Origin of the sequence: Frankia sp. EI5c (assembly GCF_001636565.1) — a bacterium.
Taxonomy (GTDB): Bacteria; Actinomycetota; Actinomycetes; order Frankiales; family Frankiaceae; genus Parafrankia.
Genome location: NZ_LRTK01000006.1, coordinates 1 through 18,457 on the forward strand (window position 1 = coordinate 1; position 18,457 = coordinate 18,457).

Annotated in this window: 14 protein-coding genes and 3 pseudogenes; 3 read left to right on the forward strand and 14 right to left on the reverse strand. The window is 71.9% G+C overall.

The features are described 5' to 3' along the window. The 4 genes from cbiQ to UG55_RS03480 form a co-directional block, all read right to left on the reverse strand. Positions 1–707 (reverse strand): cobalt ECF transporter T component CbiQ (gene cbiQ / locus UG55_RS03460; protein ID WP_066062768.1); only part of this gene is annotated, 707 nt, incomplete at its 3' end. A gap of 7 nt (positions 708–714) precedes the next feature. Then, on the reverse strand, positions 715–1,170 hold the full coding sequence (locus UG55_RS03465; protein ID WP_083986371.1) for a PDGLE domain-containing protein: 456 nt from the start codon (positions 1,168–1,170) through the stop codon (positions 715–717). Further along, complete coding sequence (locus UG55_RS03470; RefSeq protein ID WP_242423679.1) at positions 1,167–2,036, reverse strand: energy-coupling factor ABC transporter permease; 870 nt, start codon at positions 2,034–2,036, stop codon at positions 1,167–1,169. Before UG55_RS03470 ends, UG55_RS03465 begins: the two co-directional genes overlap by 4 nt. A 1,114-nt stretch (positions 2,037–3,150) precedes the next feature. After that, complete coding sequence (locus tag UG55_RS03480) at positions 3,151–3,942, reverse strand: bifunctional 2-polyprenyl-6-hydroxyphenol methylase/3-demethylubiquinol 3-O-methyltransferase UbiG (protein ID WP_066063473.1); 792 nt, start codon at positions 3,940–3,942, stop codon at positions 3,151–3,153. Between the two features lie 1,022 nt (positions 3,943–4,964). Here UG55_RS03480 and UG55_RS03485 point away from each other — a divergent pair. Next, a complete protein-coding gene (locus tag UG55_RS03485) occupies positions 4,965–5,615 on the forward strand; it encodes a glycosyltransferase family 4 protein (RefSeq protein ID WP_396230803.1) in 651 nt (216 codons plus the stop codon). On the opposite strand, the gene UG55_RS03490 is transcribed toward UG55_RS03485, so the two are convergent. The 4 genes and pseudogenes from UG55_RS03490 to dnaG form a co-directional block, all read right to left on the reverse strand. Continuing rightward, positions 5,616–6,291 (reverse strand): bifunctional 2-polyprenyl-6-hydroxyphenol methylase/3-demethylubiquinol 3-O-methyltransferase UbiG (locus UG55_RS03490; protein WP_242423680.1); only part of this gene is annotated, 676 nt, incomplete at its 5' end. A 1-nt stretch (position 6,292) separates the two neighbouring features. Further along, positions 6,293–6,353: pseudogene (locus UG55_RS45120) on the reverse strand (hypothetical protein); the annotation flags it as partial. A gap of 341 nt (positions 6,354–6,694) precedes the next feature. Continuing rightward, positions 6,695–7,873: an RNA polymerase sigma factor gene (locus tag UG55_RS03495; protein WP_066062776.1), complete on the reverse strand. Its 1,179-nt coding sequence runs from the start codon at positions 7,871–7,873 to the stop codon at positions 6,695–6,697. Between the two features lie 40 nt (positions 7,874–7,913). Next, positions 7,914–9,809 carry a DNA primase gene (dnaG, locus tag UG55_RS03500; RefSeq protein ID WP_066063478.1) on the reverse strand — a complete coding sequence of 632 codons (1,896 nt, stop codon included), beginning with the start codon at positions 9,807–9,809 and terminating at the stop codon, positions 7,914–7,916. A 977-nt stretch (positions 9,810–10,786) separates the two neighbouring features. On the opposite strand from dnaG, the gene UG55_RS29350 reads away from it, so the two are divergent. After that, positions 10,787–10,942 (forward strand): hypothetical protein, encoded by a 156-nt coding sequence (locus tag UG55_RS29350; protein WP_199865019.1) that lies wholly within the window; start codon positions 10,787–10,789, stop codon positions 10,940–10,942. 40 nt (positions 10,943–10,982) lie between these two features. Beyond that, positions 10,983–11,522, forward strand: coding sequence for a PH domain-containing protein (locus UG55_RS03505; RefSeq protein WP_066062779.1), 540 nt, complete (start codon positions 10,983–10,985; stop codon positions 11,520–11,522). Positions 11,523–11,693: 171 nt separating this feature from the next. Here UG55_RS03505 and UG55_RS03510 read toward each other — a convergent pair. The 6 genes and pseudogenes from UG55_RS03510 to UG55_RS03525 form a co-directional block, all read right to left on the reverse strand. Continuing rightward, the coding region (locus UG55_RS03510; RefSeq protein ID WP_242423681.1) for a transketolase at positions 11,694–13,193 on the reverse strand (1,500 nt) is incomplete at its 5' end. 1 nt (position 13,194) lies between these two features. Further along, a pseudogene (locus tag UG55_RS31935) lies at positions 13,195–13,534 on the reverse strand (transketolase); the annotation flags it as partial. Between the two features lie 519 nt (positions 13,535–14,053). Next, entirely contained in the window at positions 14,054–14,740 is a 687-nt protein-coding gene (locus UG55_RS03515; protein ID WP_066062781.1) for a YdcF family protein, read from the reverse strand. A gap of 57 nt (positions 14,741–14,797) precedes the next feature. Next, a partial coding sequence (gene glyS / locus UG55_RS03520) for a glycine--tRNA ligase subunit beta (protein WP_242423682.1) occupies positions 14,798–17,247 on the reverse strand: 2,450 nt, incomplete at its 5' end. A gap of 33 nt (positions 17,248–17,280) precedes the next feature. After that, positions 17,281–17,840: pseudogene (locus tag UG55_RS31945) on the reverse strand (glycine--tRNA ligase subunit alpha); the annotation flags it as partial. Between the two features lie 149 nt (positions 17,841–17,989). Next, positions 17,990–18,436, reverse strand: a complete 447-nt coding sequence (locus tag UG55_RS03525; RefSeq protein ID WP_242423683.1) for an antibiotic biosynthesis monooxygenase — start codon at positions 18,434–18,436, stop codon at positions 17,990–17,992. Between the last annotated feature and the right edge of the window lie 21 nt (positions 18,437–18,457).

The window sequence follows — 18,457 nt, forward strand, 5'->3', positions numbered from 1 at the left end:
AGCGTCCACTGGACCGGTCGGGGCGCGGTGACCTGGAGGGTTCCGGGGATGGTTCCCGTGTATCCGCGAGCGAGCATGGCGAGGTGGACCCGTTCACCGCGTTCGTACGAGCGGATGAAAAGGGTGCCGAGCGACGCCGCGAGCACGCCGGTCGCCCGCAGCGAGCGGGCCTCGTGCCCGCGGGAACGACGGGCCACGCTCATGCGACGCATCTGGTCCACGATCAGGCCGGCGTAGCGGATCATGAAGGAGGCCACCGCGAGGATCACAGCTGGCATCCGCAACCGCTCAAGCCCGACGAGAAGATCACGGGTCGGCGTGGTGGCGGCGAGCACGATGACGGTCATCAGGCCGAGCGTAGCCCGCGCCAGCAGGCCGAACCCCTGTTCCAGCCCCGGCCGGGAGAGCCCGACGCCGAGCACCTCGACCCGTGGACCGCCCACGACGAACGGCAGCGCCGCCGCGAAGGCAAGGAAGGGCAGCTCGACTGCCAGCCGGCGCAGTACGAACAGTGGCCGGAGCCGCGCCGCCGTGCACAGGCCGACCAGCACCAGCAGGTGTACACCGAATGCCCGGCCAGCGGTGATCGGGGTGGACACCACGCAGATCACATAGCCGAAGGCCGCCACGATCTTGCACTGCGCCGGCATCCGGTAGAGGGCGCCGCTCCCGGGCTGGAAGGGATCGAGGATGTGCGCACCGGCCATCGCGTTGTCAGCCCCCGCCCACCCGGTCAGGTCGGCGGCGAGGCGTCGCCGCCCGCCATCGGGCCCGCACCGCGAGCCCGATGGCCCCGCCGACGGCGTAGGCGATCGAGACCCCGATGACGCCGGCCAGGCCACCCGCGAGGCGCTCGTTGGCGATGCCGGACACCGCGTAGTCCGCCAGTGGCCAGTCCGCGAACGAGTGCTCCTCGGCCTGCTGGCTGAATCCTTTATCCTGTGCGACCTTCTCCAGGCCGTCCGGGCTCGAGCTGGCGTAGCCGGACACGAAGCCGGCGAGCAGGAAGGCCACCAGCAGCCCGAGCATGACGAAGACCGTGTTGCGCCGCGGAGTGGACGCGGTGGGCGCCGCGGGCTGCTCTGCCTGGCGGGCGCCTGATCCGTCCGTGGGGGCGGCGGATCCGTCCGTGGGGGCGGCGGATCCGTCCGTGGGGGCGGGCCCGGTCATGAGTGGCTCCCCGCGTCCGCGCGACGAGTTGCCTGCCCGACCGCACCGGCGCCGACCGCGGCCACCGCCGGTACCGAACCGGCGGGAGCGGGGGGAGCGGGGGGCGCCGCCGCGGGTGCCGGACGGCGAACTGCCAGCGCCGACACCTGGCGCAGGTCACGACCGCCGTACACGAGATCCGGCCGGGTGCTCATGACCAGGCTGATGGTCGCCGCGGTGATGGCCGCCTCCCCGATACCGATCAGGAGGTGAACGCCGATCATCGCACCGGCCACGCCGCCGAGCGGAAGGTCGACCGTCCCGCCGAGGGCGAACTCGACCACGAACATGCCCGCGGCGAGCGGCACGGTCAGGAACGCGGCGACGGCGGACGCGACGACCACGGAGGAGGCACGCCGCGGCAGTACCCGGCGGAGCACGGCGAACAGCCCGTATCCGCCGACGGCGCCCACCAGCGCCATGTTCGTGATGTTGAGCCCGAGGGCCGTGAGCCCTCCGTCGGCGAACAGTGACTGCACACCCAGCACGACCGCGAGCCCGATCGCGCCCAGCCAGGGCCCGACCAGGACGGCCGCGAGCATGCCGCCGAGCAGGTGGCCGCTGGTTCCCATCGCCACCGGGAAGTTGAGCATCTGGGCGGCGAAGACGAATGCGGAGACCAGGCCGGCCAGCGGCGTGAGCCGGTCGAGGTTCTCGTGCCCGGCCCGCTTCACGGCGTAGGCGACTCCCGCGACCGCGACCGCGCCGAACGCGGCGGAGGTCGGCGCGTCGATAAACCCGTCCGGGATGTGCATGATCTCCCCTTCGCACGTGGCGTCCGGTTCGGCCGCGAGGCGGGCCCGCAAGCTGATGCTCAGAATACGCATCTGCGACTGATTTGCAGGTGATAACGCTGCGCCCGACATTTCCCGGGAGGGACCAGCACCTGGGCGGCCGGCCTTCCGACATCCAGCGCCACACAGCCGCGCTTCGATACTCCGAGTAATCGGATCGCTATGATTCGCAACCAACNCGGTGGCGGTCACCTCGACCTGCCGCACTCCCGCGCCAGGTCCGCACGAGGTGAGGCCATGAAGACCATCGCCGTGATCATCCACCNGGACCAGGCGAGCTCGACGGTCGATCTCGCGACGCGCCTCGACGTCTCCGCCCATCTCGACCAGGTGGCGGTAGTGGCCAACGACCGCTCCGAGCGGGCGGCCGGGCTGCCCGCCGGCGTGAGCTGGCTGGTACCCCCGCGCGACCTCGGTCGCGGCGGGGCCTTCCGGTACGCGGTCGAGGCGATGCCCGCGGCCGCCGCGTACCTGCTGGTCGACAACAGCGTGCGGATCGACGACCTGACCATCGGGGTGTGCCTGGAACTGCTCGCGGGCGCGAACATCGGAGTCGTCGCGCCCACGATCGTGGATGACGCCGGCCGGCCGTACACCCCGGTCCTGCCGACGCGACCGACCCGCTTCCTCGTCCTCCCCCGGATCCTCGGCAGCCCTCCCGACGATCGCCCCAGCGAGGCCAACTGGGTGGACGGCACCGTGATGTTCGTCAAGGCCGAGTGCCACCGGCGGGTACCGATGGACGGGCGATTCTTCCTGGGCTTCGAGGACATCGACTTCTGCCATCGGGTGCGCCAGGCGGGCTGGAGTGTGGTGGTCAGCCGCCGACCGGCGCGGCGATCCGGCGCGGAGCGGATCCCGACCGCGCTGCGCGACTACTACGAGGTACGCAACCGGCTCTGGTTCACCCGCATCCACCACTGGCGTGCCCGCACCTTCGCGGCGGTGCTGTGGACCGCCCTCGTGACCCTGCCACGGGCGGCGGTGCTCGAACGGCGGGGGGCGCACGCCTCCCGACCAACCCGGCTCGTCCTGCACGGCCTGCTGGACGGGCTCGGTCCCATCCCGCCGCACGGCGGCCCCCGACCGGACGAACCGAGAGCCACCCGGTGGGCCTCGTGACGGTGTGTCCTCGCGGCGGGTGACGCTAGGAGGGGACGGCCGGGGTGTCGCCGCCGGACCGGCCCGGGGCTGGGATCGGCGGCACCGCCGGCTCCCGGGCCTCGTCGCGGGACGCGGCCCGGGGCACCGCCCGAGCGGCACCCGAAGGCCACGCCCGGTGGCTGTCCGGCACCGCGAGGAAGACGGACTGCCAGGCGAAGAGGTTGGGTCGGGTCCTCAGCGCCCAGCGGTCGGCGCGCTCGACCAACGGCTCCGAGATCCACTGCCGGCTGCGCCACCAGGGCAGACCACCGCTCGCCCCGGCGGCGAGGATCTCCAGACCGCTGTCCTCCAGCAGCCGGCGGGCGGTCCGCACCGTGAAGAAACGCAGGTGGGTGACGTCCATGACGCCGGTCTCGGTGTAGTCGAACCGGCCCAGCAGATGCGCCGCGCGCTCCCGGTAGTGGGCGACGTTCGGCAGCGCGACCAGAATCCGCCCCCCGGGCGAGAGCACCCGGCAGGCCTCGGCGAGCAGCGCCGCCGGCTCGACGAGATGCTCCAGGATGTGCGAGAGCACCACGAGATCGAAGAACCCGTCCGCGGCGAAACCCAGGCCGTCGGCAAGGTCCACGAGCTCCACGCTCTCGCACTCGGCGGCCGCGGCGGCCAGCTCCGCCGGGTCCCGCGTGACGCCGGTGACCCGCCAGCCGGCGTCGCGCAGCAGCCGTGCGTTGTCACCCGCGCCGCAGCCGCAGTCCAGTGCCCGGCCGGGCGGGATGTCGACGAGATCGAGCAACGCCGAGTTTCCCTTGTTGCGGTAACGAAGGTCTGTGGACATCGAGGACACCGTGCTTCCTGTAGTCGCTTCCCTCTTGCTTGTCNCTTCCCTGTTGTCCGCGCATGGCCGCGCCCGGTCACCGGGGGAGCCCATCGGACACTCAAAGTGATACTCCAATCACATCAAGCAAGGATGAGACTGAGGGTGCGCCACGCCCCCACGGCCACAGAGAGACCTTCGACGCCGAACCCACGACGACACGGGCGCCCGGACTCGACGGACACGGCCACGCATCGCGGCAACTACGGAGAGATTAACTACTATCACTTTCCGTGCCTCTATCTCGCAGATCGCCCGTCACGCCCGACCCGGTTTCGGCCGCTCCACAAGTGCTCCTGTTGAGCACGGCGACGGCACGCCCAGACACCGCACGTCACCTTGCCGCGGTCGTCGGGGGCCTGCGCTCGGGCGGCGCGCAGGTCACCTGCCTGGAGTCGGAGGAACCGTTCTGGCCGACCGGCCAGCACCGCCGGGAGGACCAGCGCGGGCCGACCAGGCCAGCGGCCTCGGCATCGTCAACCGGCCCGCCCACACCGAACGGCCCGCCCACACCGAACGGGCCGACCGCGCCGGGTGGGCCGGGCAGGCCGGCCACCCGGTCCGGGCTGACGGCCCGTCCTGGTCACGCGGCCGCGGAGTTCGCCTCTCGGTGCCGATCGGTCTGGAACTCGGCCGCGCGAGCCCGCGGACTGGGAACGCTGGACGCCGTCGTCGTGGGGCATATGGACCTGATGCCGGCCGGGCTGGTCGCCGCCCGGCTCACCGGCGCCGGTCGGGTGCCGGTGCTGTTCCACGGTGTCGATATGTGGACCATGCAGCCCCACCTGCGGTTCCTGCTCCGCCATGACCCCCGGCTCTACCCGGTGACGACCAGTTCCTTCGGTGCCGGGGCATTGTCCAGGACACGTGTGGGCACGATCATCCCGGCTGGCCTGGAACCCGGCTGGCGCCAGACCCTCCTCACCGAGGCCGTGCGTCGGCGTCCGCTGCCGCCCGTCCNCACCGTTCTCAGCGTCTTCCCGCTGGACGAGTGGGAGGCGAAGGGGCTGTCGACGCTGCTGGAGGCACTGGAGACCGTGAGCCAGCGGCTGGGACCGGTACGTCTGGTGATCGCGGGGCCCGGCCCGGCCCCCGGCGCGCTGCACGCCCGCCTGGCCGCCCGAGAGCACACCGAGCTGGAGGAGGACCCCGGCGACGAGGCGCTCGCCCGGCTGTACGCGACCGCGGACCTGTTCGCCCTGTGCACCAGGACCCGGACGAGGCCGCCGGTCAGCGGCGAGTCACATCCCACCGCCCTGCTCGAGGCACAGCTCGCGGGCTGCGCGGTCATCGGCCCGGCGCAGGGTGGCTCCCGCGACGCCTACCAGCGGGGGGTCACGGGCTGGACGCCCGCGGACGAGTCCGCGCCCGCGCTGGCCCACGTCCTGTCCGATCTGCTTGCCGACCGCGCGCGCCTGGCTCGGGCCGGACGACAGGCAACCGACTGGGCACGTGCGGTGACAGATCCCGCGGAGCACACCCGGGCGGTGTTCGGCGCGCTGCTGGGACGCCAGCCGGGCGAGAACGTCGGCAGCACGGACACCGACCCGCACGACCCGGTTCATGCCGCGGCATCCGCCCAGGCCCCGGCCCCGAGATCCGCGACGGAGGACGCCCGAGCCGGGCGTTCCTGATCAGGAGCTGGCCGCGGGTTCCGCCACCCGGTCCGGCGGCCAGACGGATTCCCGGTCCGCCCGCCGCGGAACAGGATCGTGCCGGCGGACCGCGACCAACAGGCAGTTCCGCTCGGGCCTGCCCGCGGGGTCCGGCTCACGCAGGAGGTGGAGCTCGACGTCGGCGAAGCCGGCCCGCTCGATCAGCCGAACCAGATGCTCGGCGGCGCGCGGGTGGTGGGGGTCCAGGTATCTGTTCCGTAGCCCGCCACCGCGCACGGCCCGCCGCCGCTCGGACCGGCCGGCGGGCCTCGCCGACCTCAGCTCCAAACCCGGCTCCGGCCCAGCCCCAGACTCCGGATCGGACTCGGGCGCCGGACTCGAACCCAGGTCCGCCGTCGGCCGCGGGTCCGGCAGCGCCGCCTGAAGGACGAGGCGCCCGCCAGGGCGCACGCTCGCCCGCACCGAGCTGAGCAGGGCCGACAACTCGTCATCGCCAAGTCGGCTGGCCATGGTGAGGGAGACGGCGATGTCCACCCGCCGGCCGGAACCGAAGAACTCCCGAGGAGTCCGATAGTCGATGTTGATCGCCGGGTTGAGGACACGCGCGCAGGCGAGAACTCCGCGGGAGACGTCAACCGCCGCGACGGACCAGACCCGCCCGGACACCGCGCGGGCGAGGTAGCCGGGGCCGCAGNCGACATCGAGCAGGTCCTGCTCCGGTGCCAGGTACGGCTCCAGCACGTCACGGACGAACATCTCGCGCGAGACGCGGCTGCGGTGCGCCGCGCCGCCCAGATTCCGGCCGTGGAAGTAGTACGGAGCCAGCCCGACCAGCCGCAGTGCCAGCCCTGGCCGCCAGGACGGCGGGGTCAGAGCCAGCAGCAGACGAACCCACCAGGCACCCAGGAACGTCCGCCAGCCGAACGCCGCGAGGACAAGCGACCGGACAAGCGAGACGCGTGGGTACTGGGACGCACCGCCGTCAGGAAGTCCGGGAGTCGCAGATCCTTCTTCCGGACTGCCTGACCGCTGCGCCACAGGGTCCGACCCTTACAGGGCGAACACGTGAAGTCAACAAACGACTACAGCGAGTTCGACTATTCCAGGTAGTCGCGCAGCTTCTGCGAACGAGACGGGTGGCGCAGCTTGGACAGCGTCTTCGACTCGATCTGCCGGATGCGCTCCCGGGTCACGCCGAACTCGCGGCCGACCTCCTCCAACGTCCGCGGATGGCCGTCCGTGAGGCCGAAGCGGAGCTGGATCACCTTCTTCTCCCGGTCGGAGAGCGTGTGCAGAACCGAGTCGAGCTGCTCCTGCAGGAGGATGAAGCTGGCCGCGTCGACCGGCACGACCGCGTCGCAGTCCTCGATGAAGTCGCCGAGGTGGGAGTCCTCCTCCTCACCGATCGGCGTCTCCAGCGAAACCGGCTCCTGGGACACCTTCAGGATCTCCCGGACCTTGTCCGGGGTGAGGTCCATCTCCTTGGCGATCTCCTCAGGGCTCGGCTCCCGGCCGAGGTCCTGCAGAAGCTGACGCTGTATGCGGATCAGCTTGTTGATCGTCTCGACCATGTGCACGGGGATACGGATCGTCCGCGCCTGGTCGGCAATCGCGCGCGTGATTGCCTGCCGGATCCACCAGGTGGCGTACGTGGAGAACTTGTAGCCCTTGGTGTAGTCGAACTTCTCGACTGCCCGGATCAGACCGAGATTGCCCTCCTGGATCAGGTCCAGGAAAAGCATGCCGCGCCCGACGTAGCGCTTGGCGATCGAGACCACCAGTCGCAGGTTCGCCTCGACGAGCTTCCGCTTGGCGATCTGCCCGTCCCGCTCGATCGCCTCCAGGTCCCGGCGCATCTGCGGAGAGGTCTTCTTCGTCGCCGCCGCGATCTTCTCGGAGGCGAACAGACCCGCCTCGATCCGCTTGGCGAGGTCGACCTCCTCCTCCGCGGTCAGCAGCGGGACCTTGCCGATCTCCTTCAGGTACATCCGTACCGGGTCGGAGGTCGGCGCCTTGAGAGCGAGCTCCTCCTCCTCACGACGCCGACGGGCAAGCAGATCCGCCTCGTCGGCGTTCTCTCCTCCCGCCTCGAGGACCTCGATGCCCTCGTCGTTGAGCACCTGCAGGACCGTCTCGGCCTGCTCAGGGGGCAGCTCGGCCGCCTGGATCGCGACCGTGACGTCCTCAGTGGTGAGGAAACCAATCTCCTTGCCACGGGTGATGAGGTCCTTGACCTCGTCCACCTGGGCCTCACGGGGTAGGACGGTGGGACTCATGGGCGGAATCTCGTCACTTCCTTCTCGGGATCGACCCAGGTTACGCGGCACCTACGCCCCGCTCCCGGAGTTGGAGCTTGTGCTGTTCCAAAGCAATCAGCTCACCGAACGCACGGTTGAAGGCATCGATGTCGGATGTCGGGTTCAGCCTCTGCACCCGCGACTTGACTTCCCTGATCCGACGGGTCACATGCAGCTCCTGAACACGCGACATCTGCTCGTCGACGTAGCGGTCGTCCACATCGTGGTCGCACAGCACCCCCTCGACGGCGAGCGCGAGGACGAACCGCCGCAGTTCCTCCTCCGGCACCGCCTCCACGACAGCCGCGACCCAGCCGGCCGGGTCACCGGCCGCGGACAGCCCCGCGCACACCCCGCCCGCCGCGGCGATCGCCTCCCGGACCGCGCGGTGCGCGGGAACAGTGAACAACTCCGCGGCGAGCATGTCGAACAACGGGCCGGCCAGCCCCGGAAACTGCAGGGCGAGCTTGAGCGTCTCCCGCTCGACGATGACGGTGGCGTCGTCGGGTGCGGGGTCCGCCCGCCGACGCGCGGCCGACAGCACCGCCGCGCCGTCCGCGCCGCCGGCCGGCTGGGTCCGGGAACGGTGCTGCGCGACCCGCTCGACGACGAACCGCTCGTCGAGGAAGCCCAGCCAGCGGTCCAGGTTGACCGCGTACCGATGCCGGATGCCGGCGTCCTTGAGCCGGTTGACCAGCGGGGCGGCCGCGTCGAGCGCCGCGAGGCGGCCCTCCGTCGTGTTCAGGTCGTAACGGTCGATCACACCGCGGATCGCGAACTCGAACAGCGGCTGCCTGCTCGCCACGAGGTCACGCACGGCCGCGTCACCCCGCTGGGTCCACAGATCGCACGGATCGAGGCCGTCCGGCTGCACCGCGACGAAGGTCTGGGTGACGAAGCGCTCCTCGTACTCGAAGGCCCGCATGGCCGCGGCCTGCCCGGCCTTGTCTCCGTCGAAGGTGAAGACGACCTCGCCGGCCCTGCTGTCCGAATCCATCAGCAGCCGGCGGACGATCGCGACGTGCTCGTTGCCGAACGACGTCCCGCAGCTCGCGACCGCCGTCGTGACGCCGGCGAGGTGACAGGCCATGACATCGGTGTACCCCTCCACCACGACGACCTGGTAGCGGCGGGCGATGTCACGCCTGGCCAGGTCGGCGCCGTAGAGCAGCCGGGCCTTCTTGAACAGTGGGGTCTCGGCGGTGTTCAGGTACTTCGGCCCGGCGTCGGGCCCTTCGGCGAGTCGCCGGCCGCCGAAGCCGACCACCTCGCCACCGAGATCACGGATCGGCCACAGCAGCCGGTGGTGGAACCGGTCGATGAGCCCGCCGCGGCTACCGCGTTTCGCCAGCCCACCCAGCTCCAGCTCCTCGGCGGTGAACCGACGGGCGAGCAGATGGCGGGTCAGCGAGTCCCAGGACGAGGGGGCGTAGCCCAGCCCGAACCGCTCGGCCGCCGCCCGGTCGAAGCCGCGGGCGGCGAGGAACTCCCAGCCCGCGCGGGCCTCCGCGGCGGAGTAGAGCTGCTCGGTGTAGAACTCGGCGGCCAGCCGGTGCGCCTCCAGCAGCCGCTGGCGCTGGCTCGTCACCGCCCGGCTGGTCGTGCCGCCACCCTCGTAGGTCAACGTGATCCCGGCCCGGCGGGCGAGGCGCTCCACCGCCTCGGGGAAGCTCAGCCCGTCGATCTTGCGGACGAAGGCGTAGACGTCACCGCCCTCGTTACAACCGAAGCAGTGGAAGAGACCGACGGAGGGCCGCACGTTGAACGAGGGCGACTTCTCGTCGTGGAAGGGGCACAGCCCGACCAGGCTGCCGCCGCCAACCGGGCGGAGCTGAACATGATCGGCGACGATGTCCGCGATGGGTGACCGCTCCCGGACGAGGGCGATGTCGGCGTCGCGGATACGTCCAGCCACCGAACCCTCCCTGGTCACGTCCGGCGGGCCCGCCAACGACGGGCTCCGACTTCACTGGATAGACGGCGCCACCCGGCCTGGGGTTGCGCATCGCGGGCTTCCGTGTCCGGTCACCTGATTCGACGTTGCCGGCGACCGAGCCCGCCGGGGGCGGCGTTGCCGCCGAGCGAGCGGAGCCGCCGATGACGTCGGTGTCAACGGTCCTTTCGCGTGATGGTACTTGTCATCCGACCGACAGTGCCGATCATGCCACGCGTACGCCCGTGGGCGACCGGCCTCCGCTCGGGCGGGCGGCGCCGCGCGGGCCGCGCCGCCCGCACCGCGCCGGAGGGCGACGACCGACACCGTTCGGCACACCCCGCCGGTGTCCATGATGCGACACAGACCACATCGGAAGCCACCGACGAACCACACTCATCACTCCAGTGTCGCGCCACGACCCCATCCCATCCCAAACGCGGCCGGCAGCGATCACAGCGTACGTCGTTTTTCGCTGGTCACAGTGCCCTTGTCCGCGCTCGGCCCGACAGTGCCCGCGGACCGCCGCCCGCCGGCACCCCAACGGCCACGAGACGCGACAGGGCGACCCCTTGACGGGCAGAGGCGGGAGGGGGCAGAGGCGGGAGGGACGGACTCGCGGCCAGGGGCCACGGCGGCGGGCAGGGGCCGGCCGGACCAGGGCGGGCAGCGGAGCGGCGGGGGCGGCACCCAACAGCAGGACGACCCGCGACCTTCCCCCAGAGGGCGGCGACACGCCGAAAGCAAATGTGTGGATCAACACCCACAAAGGGGTGTACGGCCCATCACATAGGGTGACACCCGACCTGTTTTGCAAGCTCAGCGCCCTGCGAAGGCCCGGGCATACCACTCAGTGACCACGAAGCATCGCGCATCAGGCCGATTTACCTACCTAAGGCGATCGCAACGACGATACTTTGGGCGCACCCCGTTCCCCCAACTCGGCCCGGAGGCCCGCCGTGGACAAGATCGTCAAGTACGGTGCGATCGCGTTCCTTGTCTTCTTCATCGTGACCGCACCGGACAGCGCCGCGAGCATCATCGACCGGGTCATCGGTTGGCTTGAGGACATCGGGAACGGAGCGTCGGAGTTCGTCACAGACACAGCCCTGTGAAGCCGTTCCAGCCAGACCCGACGTCTGCGAGACTTCGACCGTGGTGAGACTTCAGCTTCCGGACCCAGCGCTGCGGGACACCAAGTACCTGGCCTCCCAGGAGCGCCTGGTCATGATGGTGCGGCTGCACTGGGCGATCATGCTGCCGATCCTCGCGCAGACACTGGGCGCGGTCCTGCTCGCCCTCGTCGTCAACATCGCCCTGGCCATGCAGGACGTCGAGACCAGCCTCGTCACCACGCTGCTGTGGTACTTCGCGCTGTTCATGATCCTCCGGATGCTCTGGAAGATCGCGGACTGGCACTTCGACCACCTCATGATCACCGACAAGCGCCTGCTGAAGGTGTCCGGCATCGTCTTCCGAAAGGTCCAGACGATGCCACTGTCGAAGATCACCGACCTGACCTACAACCGGGACCCGCTCGGCCGACTCCTCGGCTACGGCGAGTTCGTGGTCGAGTCCGCCGGTCAGGACCAGGCACTGTCGAAGATCAGTTTTCTTCCGCGGCCGGACCGGCTCTACCTCACCCTGGTCGACATGACCTTCGGTGGTGGTCCCTCCCCGGCGGGCGGCGACTGAGCGGCCCTCACCGGGGCTGTCACGGCGCCAGGGCCCGTCACGTCACCCGGGCCTGTCACGTCACGGAAGCCCCGCGCGTGACCGAAGCTCCTCACGGCCGGCACCTCGCCGAGGTGCCGGCCTCGTGTGTGGAAGGCCCCGGAACCGGGGCCTTCCACACACCACCCACGATCAGCGCAGCAGCCCGCGGGCTGCCTCGGCGATGTGCGGCGCGGAGATGCCGGCGAAGTCCAGCAGCTCGTCGGGCGTTCCGGAACCGGGCAGCTCGGTGACCGCGAGGTGCGCCAGCCGCAGCGAGACGCTGCCGTCCCGCAGGACCCCCGCGAGGCCCTCCAGCACCGCGGCACCGAGACCGCCTTCGGGGTAGTGGTCCTCCACGACCACCAGACGCCCGCCGGTCGCCCGCGCCGCCTCCGCCAGCGTGGCGGCGTCGACCGGCTTGACCGAATACAGGTCGATCACCCTCGCCGACACTCCCTCGGAAGCCAGCACGTCGGCGGCGGCCAGGCAGTGGTGCAGGGTGACCCCGGCACCGACCAGGGTCACCGTGTCGGCCTCCGAGCTGCGCAGGACCTTGGAACCGCCCGGGGCGAACGTCTCGTCCGGCCCGTAGAGAACCGGGTAGGCACCACGGGTGGTCCGCAGGTAGCTCACGCCGGAGATCTCGGTCATCGCCTCCACGAGCTTCGCCGCAGACGTCGCGTCGCTCGGGTACAGCACGGTCGAACCACCGACCGCCCGCATCATCGCGAGGTCCTCCAGGGCCATCTGGGACGGCCCGTCCGGCCCGATCTCCACCCCGGCGTGCGACCCGGAGAGCCGGATGTCGGCCTGCGAGATGGCCGCCATCCGGATGAAGTCGTACGCGCGGGACAGGAACGCGGCGAAGGTCGACGCGAACGGGATGTAGCCGCGCACCGCGAGCCCCACCGCGGCGGCGACCAGCTGCTGCTCGGCGATGAAGATCTCGAAGAACCGGTCCGGGTGGGCCTTGGTGAAGTCCTCGGAGTAGGTCGAGTTGCTGACCTCGGCGTCGAGCGCCACGACGTCCGTGCGCACGCCGACGGCCGCCAGTGCCTGCCCGTAGGCCCGCCTGGTGGCCACCTTCGCCCCGAGCTCGTACGTCGGCAGGGTGACCGCCGGGTGGACCGGGGGCGCGGGCCGCGGGAAGTCCGCCGGCGGTACCGGGCCGCGGACGCGCAGGTTGCGCTCACCACCCAGCTCGACGATCGCCCGGGCGGCCATGTCCTCACTGAACGGCTTGCCGTGCCAGCCCTCGGCGTCCGCGACCTCGGAGAAGCCGTCACCCTTGCGGGTGCGGGCGAGGATGACCGTCGGCCGGGACGCGTCCTCGGCGTCGGCGAGCGCGGCGTCGATCGCGCCCAGGTCATGGCCGTCGATGGTGACGGCCCGGGCACCGAAGGCCTCGACCCGGCGGGCGTAGGCGGCCAGGTCCCAGCCGAGCTCGGTCGGCCCGCGCTGGCCGAGCCGGTTGACGTCCACGATGGCGATCAGGTTCGACAGCCCATAGAAGGACGCCTTGTCCAGAGCCTCCCACATGGAGCCCTCGGCCATCTCGCTGTCGCCGCAGACCACCCAGACCCGGTACGGGACCTTGTCCAGGAATTTGCCGGCGAGCGCCACGCCGACGGCGTCCGGCAGGCCCTGGCCNAGCGATCCGGTCGCGACGTCCACCCAGGGCAGGATCGGGGTCGGATGCCCCTGCAGGCGGTGACCGAACCGGCGGTAGCCGGTCATGAGCTCGTCATCGGAGATCACGCCGACGGCCTTGAACATCGAGTAGATCAGGGGCGAGGCATGCCCCTTGGAGAAGATCAGGTGGTCGTTCGCGGGATCGTCCGGCTTGTCCCAGTCGTAACGGAGATGGCGTGTGAGCAGCACAGCCATGACATCCGCGGCGGACATGGAGGAGGTCGGATGACCGGAGCCCGCCGAGGTGCTGCTGCGTACCGAGTCAACCCGCAGCTGTTGCGCGAGTTCCCGAACCGTCTNCAGGTCGGCGACTCCAACCACATCGGACACGGGAGTTGCCACACCAGTCTCCTTCGTCAGCATTGCGCTGGTCTTCGGTTGTCCTGGTCCGGGCCGGCGCACCAGCCGGCGGCGCCGGCATGGGGGCAGCCGTGGTCGTGCGGCCCGCACAGGATCGAACGTCGTATGTGCCGCGGGCCGGCCGACCCGGCGTCTGACGCCTGTCGCACTACCCCGTCACTCCGCGATCCGAACCGTACCAGCACGTCCGCCCCGCCACACCGGCGGAAAACCGGCCTTCGTCACATCGGACGTCCCGTTCGCGGTACCCGGCCGGTCCTCGGATCCAGGCCGGATGGCCCGGGCGCAGGGACTACCGGGCCCGGCCGCGGGACTCCGCCCGCCCGGGCCGACCGGCCCGCCGTGGTGGTGATCACCCGTGGGTTCCGCGCCCGCCGCCGGGCGGGGGTACCCACCTGGGTGCCCACCACCCGGGATCGTCCGCGATGAGCGTGCCCGGCGCCGGTGCCCGCGGCCGCTCAGACCGCGGGGGTGTGCGCCGCCGCCGGGGAGGCGCGATGGAACAGCTGGTAGAAGCGGTAGCCGATCCCCTCACGCAGGATGTAGCGGGCCTGGGTGCCGAAACCGCGGTTCGCCGGGCCCTCGGTCGCGGGTGACGTGACCGCGACGATGCCCAGGTCCGCCGCGATCGCGCGGGACCGCAGACTGTGCCAGCGGTCGGTAACCACCACCGCGGACCGCCACTGCCTGCTGTCCATCAGCCCGGCGACGGCGGTCAGCGAGGAGAGGGTGTCCCGCCCCTGGGGCACCGCCAGCACCGCGTTCGCCGGAACACCGCGATCACGCAGGTAGGTCGCCGCGGCCTCGGCCTCGGTGAACCGGTCACCCGGCTGATTTCCGCCGACGGTGATCACCCGGGGTGCCACCCCGCCGCGGTACAGCTCGAGCGCGTGGTCCAGCCGGGCCGCGAGGATCGCCGACGGCCGCCCGTCGTACTGCGAGGCCCCCAGCACGATCAGTGCGTCGGACCGGCGCCGGTCGTCACCGCGCCCGACCCACCACACCTGCCCGAAGGTCACGACCGCCGCCACCAGCAGCAGCGCGACGGTCATCGCGACGACCCGCACGACCCAGCGCCACCACGGCACCCGAAACCAGGACGCCGCGGGCGGACGGGGCAGAAACCGCCGAAGGGACAGGTCCACGCGATGTCACGTTAGCCGCCGCCGACCTGCCCGAAACGGCCGACCGCCGATCCGTCCTCACGAATCGCCCGGGCTACCCGGAGTCGCGGTCACCACGGTGCCGAGTGCGTCCCAGTCCAGCACCTCCGCGGCGAGGTCCCGGATCTCGGCCAGCAGGCCGAGCCGGGCGGCCCGCAGCGCCGGCTGCTCGGCCATGACCAGCACCCCGTCGAAGAAGGACTCGACGGCCTCCGGGAGACCGGCCGCGGCGGTGACGAAGTCCGCGAGCCGCGGGGCCTGCCCGCCGCCGCGCGCCACCAGCTGCCGGGACAGCTCGGTGGCGGCCTGGGCGAGCCGGTGGTCCGCCGGATCCACGAGATCACTGATCACGATGCCCGGCGCGGTGTCCGCCGGAACGATCCGGCGGACGCGTCCGACGGCGGCGGCGAGCCGGGCGAAGGACGGGCTGGCCACCAGGCTGCGCAGTTCCTCCAGCGTCGCGACGGCGCGGGCCGGTCGTCCCGTGAGGGGACGCAGCGCGGCGACGAGCCGGTGGTCCACCCCCGCGTCGAGCAGTTGCTGGGTGAATCGGCCGCGCACGAACGCTTCCGCCTGGTCAAGGGCGTTGCGGGAGACCGGGACCGGCACGAGCTTCGCCGCCTCGGCCAGCATGTCGGCCACGGCGAGCCCGGCGAACTCGGGACGCTGCGCCAGGATGGCCGTCACCCCGAGCGCGGCCCGGCGCAGGCCGAACGGGTCGGAGCTGCCGGTCGGCGCGGCGTCGAGCGCGAACAGGCCGGCCAGCAGGTCGAGCCGGTCGGCCAGCGCGAGCAGGGCACCGGGCACCGTCCGCGGGAGGTCCCCGCCGGCGCGGCGCGGCAGCTCCATCTCGTAGAGCGCCTCGGCGACCGCCGCCGGCTCGCCCGCGCGCCGGGCGTACTCCCGGGCCATCGTCCCGGCGAGGCTGGACAGCTCGATCACCATCTGGGTGGCGAGGTCGAACTTGGCCAGCTGACCGGCGCGGTCCAGGGTGGCGCGGTCCGACTCCGGCAGGCCTCCGCCGGCGCCCGCGCCGAGACGGTCCGCGAGCAGGCCGGCGAGCTTCGCGATGCGGTCCGCGCGGTCCGCCACCGAGCCGAGCCGCTGCTCGAAGGTGAGCTTCTCCAGGCCGGCGCGGAACGTCTCCAGCGGCACCTTGAGGTCGGCGTCGAAGAAGAACGCCGCGTCCTCGAACCGGGCACGCACCACGGCCTCGTTCCCGGCGCGCACGAGCGGCACGTCGACGGCCCCGTCCGCGACGGTCACGAAGCAGGGCAGCAGTGCTCCGGCCGCGTCCCGCACGGCCAGGTAGCGCTGGTGCTTGTGCATCACGGTGGTGAGGATCTCGGCCGGGAGGTCCAGGTAGCGCCGCTCGAACGAGCCGAGCACCGGCCGCGGGTACTCGACCAGGTTGGTCACCTCGTCCAGGACGTCGGCCTCCACGTCGAGGTCGATCACGCCGTGGTGCTCGGCCGCCAGCTTCGCCGCCTCGTCCACGATCAGCTCCCGGCGGACGGCCGGGTCGAGCAGCACGGAGTGCCTGGCGAGCAGCTCGGCGTAGCCGTCGGCGGACCGCACCTCGATCGGCGGGGAGCCGGCGCGGCGGTGACCGCGCGACGTCGTTCCGGCGGCCAGGGTGGACACGGCGACGGGAACCACCGACTCGCCGAGCAGCGCCACCACCCAGCGCACGGGGCGGCTGAACGACAGCTCGGGGTCGCTCCAGCGCATGTTCCGCTCGGCCCGCAGGCCGCCCAGGACGGCGCCGAGCACCTCGGCGAGCACCTCGGTCGCCCCCCGCCCGAGGTCGGTGCGCACCAGCGCCACGTGCTCGACCCCGCGGTGCTCGACGATCGTCAGGTCGGCCACCTCGCCGCCCTGCCCGCGGACGAACCCGGTCGCCGCCTTCGTCGGCGCGCCCGCCGCGTCGTAGGCGGCCGAGCGGCGCGGGCCGCGCACGACCCGCTCGACGTCGGGCTCCCGGGGCGCGACGTCGTCGACCACCGCGACGATCCGCCGCGGGGTGCCCCGCACCAGCACGGCGCCGTGGGTGAGCCGGGTCGCGGCGAGCCGCTCGACGAGGGCCGCGCGGACGGCCTCGGTCTGCCTGGTCACCTCGGCGGCGGGCAGCTCCTCGGTGCCGATCTCGAACAGCAGGGTCGCCGGCCCGGTGGGCACCGCCGCCGGGTCGACCGTGGCCGGGACGGCCGGGGCCGGCCGCGGGGACTCCCCCAGCGGGCTGCCCAGCTCGGCCCGCCGGTCCCGCCAGAGCGCGGCGACCTCCCGCGACATCCCGCGCATCTGGGTGAACGAGGTCGCCCGCTCGGTCGTGGAGACCGCGCCGCGGGAGTCCAGGACGTTGAAGGCGTGCGAGCACTTCAGCACGTACACATGGGCCGGGACGGGCAGCCGGGCGTCGATGAGCCGGCGTGCCTCGGCCGCGAAGTCGTCGTACATCCGGCGCACCGTGTCGATGTCGGCCTCGTCCANGTAGTACCGCGACATCTCGTACTCGGCCTGGNCGAACACCTCGCCGTAGGAGACCCCGGGCGCATAGCTGATGTCGGCGAAGTGCCGGGCCTCCTGCAGCGTCATCAGGATCCGCTCGATCCCGTAGGTGATCTCGACGCTCACCGGGTCCAGGGACTGCCCACCGGCCTGCTGGAAGTAGGTGAACTGGGTGATCTCCTGGCCGTCCAGCCACACCTCCCAGCCGAGCCCCCAGGCGCCGAGGGCGGGCGAGGCCCAGTTGTCCTCGACGAAGCGGACGTCGTGCGCGGCGGTGTCGATCCCCAGCGCGCGCAGGCTGCCCAGGTACAGCTCCTGCGGGTCACCCGGGTCCGGCTTGAGGACCACCTGGAACTGGGTGTGCGTCTGCAGGCGGTTGGGGTTGTACCCGTACCGCGAGTCGTCCGGACGCACCGAGGGCTCCACGTACGCCACCCGCCACGGCTCGCCACCCAGCACCCGCAGGATGGTCGCCGGGTTGTGCGTACCGGCGCCGACCTCGGTGTTGAACGGCTGCACGATCATGCAGCCGCGCTCGGTCCAGTAGCGGGTCAACGTCAGCAGGGCGTCCTGCNTGGTCAGCATCGGGTCAGCCTCGGCAGCTCGGTGATCGGGTGTTACACCGCCGAGGCTACCGGGTGGCGGCGCTGTCACCGCCTGCCCCGGCACCACACGCCGGCCCCGGTGCCAGGCGCGGCGCCAGGCACGCTGTCAGCCGGGCTGTCAGCCGCGGTGCCGCCCCGCGCCGCCGGGCGCGGCGACGTCCGCGTCCAGGGCGCGGGCCGACCCGTGTGAGCGCTCCGTCCCGTCAGCGGAGCGCTCATGCAGCACCTCGAACGCTCCCGGGGCGTCCTGGGCCCAGCTGAGCAGCGGCGTCAGCTCACACCGGACGTCGAAGCCGGACAGTGCCCGCCGCCAGGCACCCGGACCGGCCCATTCGGTGACCAGCAGCCAGGCCGCCGGTTCGTCGACGCAGCGGCCGAACCGGGCCGCGCGGAAGCCGCGCTGCGCGGCCAGCGCGGCCACCACCCGCTCACCGGCCGCGGCGAAGTCACCCCAGGAGGGCTCGGGGACGTCGAAACGCAGCACCGCGACCACCGGGGCGGCGGCCGCGCTCGCCGCCGCCGCCGGACGACCGGTCCCCCGCCCCGGGCCCGGCCCCGAATCCACAGCTGGATCCGGGGCTGGGCC

Excerpts from the sequence above, each read along its gene's own strand:
- UG55_RS03465 (WP_083986371.1), bottom strand. The coding sequence starts at position 1,170 with ATGACCGGGCCCGCCCCCACGGACGGATCCGCCGCCCCCACGGACGGA.
- UG55_RS03470 (WP_242423679.1), bottom strand. The coding sequence starts at position 2,036 with ATGCGTATTCTGAGCATCAGCTTGCGGGCCCGCCTCGCGGCCGAACCG.
- UG55_RS03480 (WP_066063473.1), bottom strand. The coding sequence starts at position 3,942 with ATGTCCACAGACCTTCGTTACCGCAACAAGGGAAACTCGGCGTTGCTC.
- UG55_RS03495 (WP_066062776.1), bottom strand. The coding sequence starts at position 7,873 with ATGAGTCCCACCGTCCTACCCCGTGAGGCCCAGGTGGACGAGGTCAAG.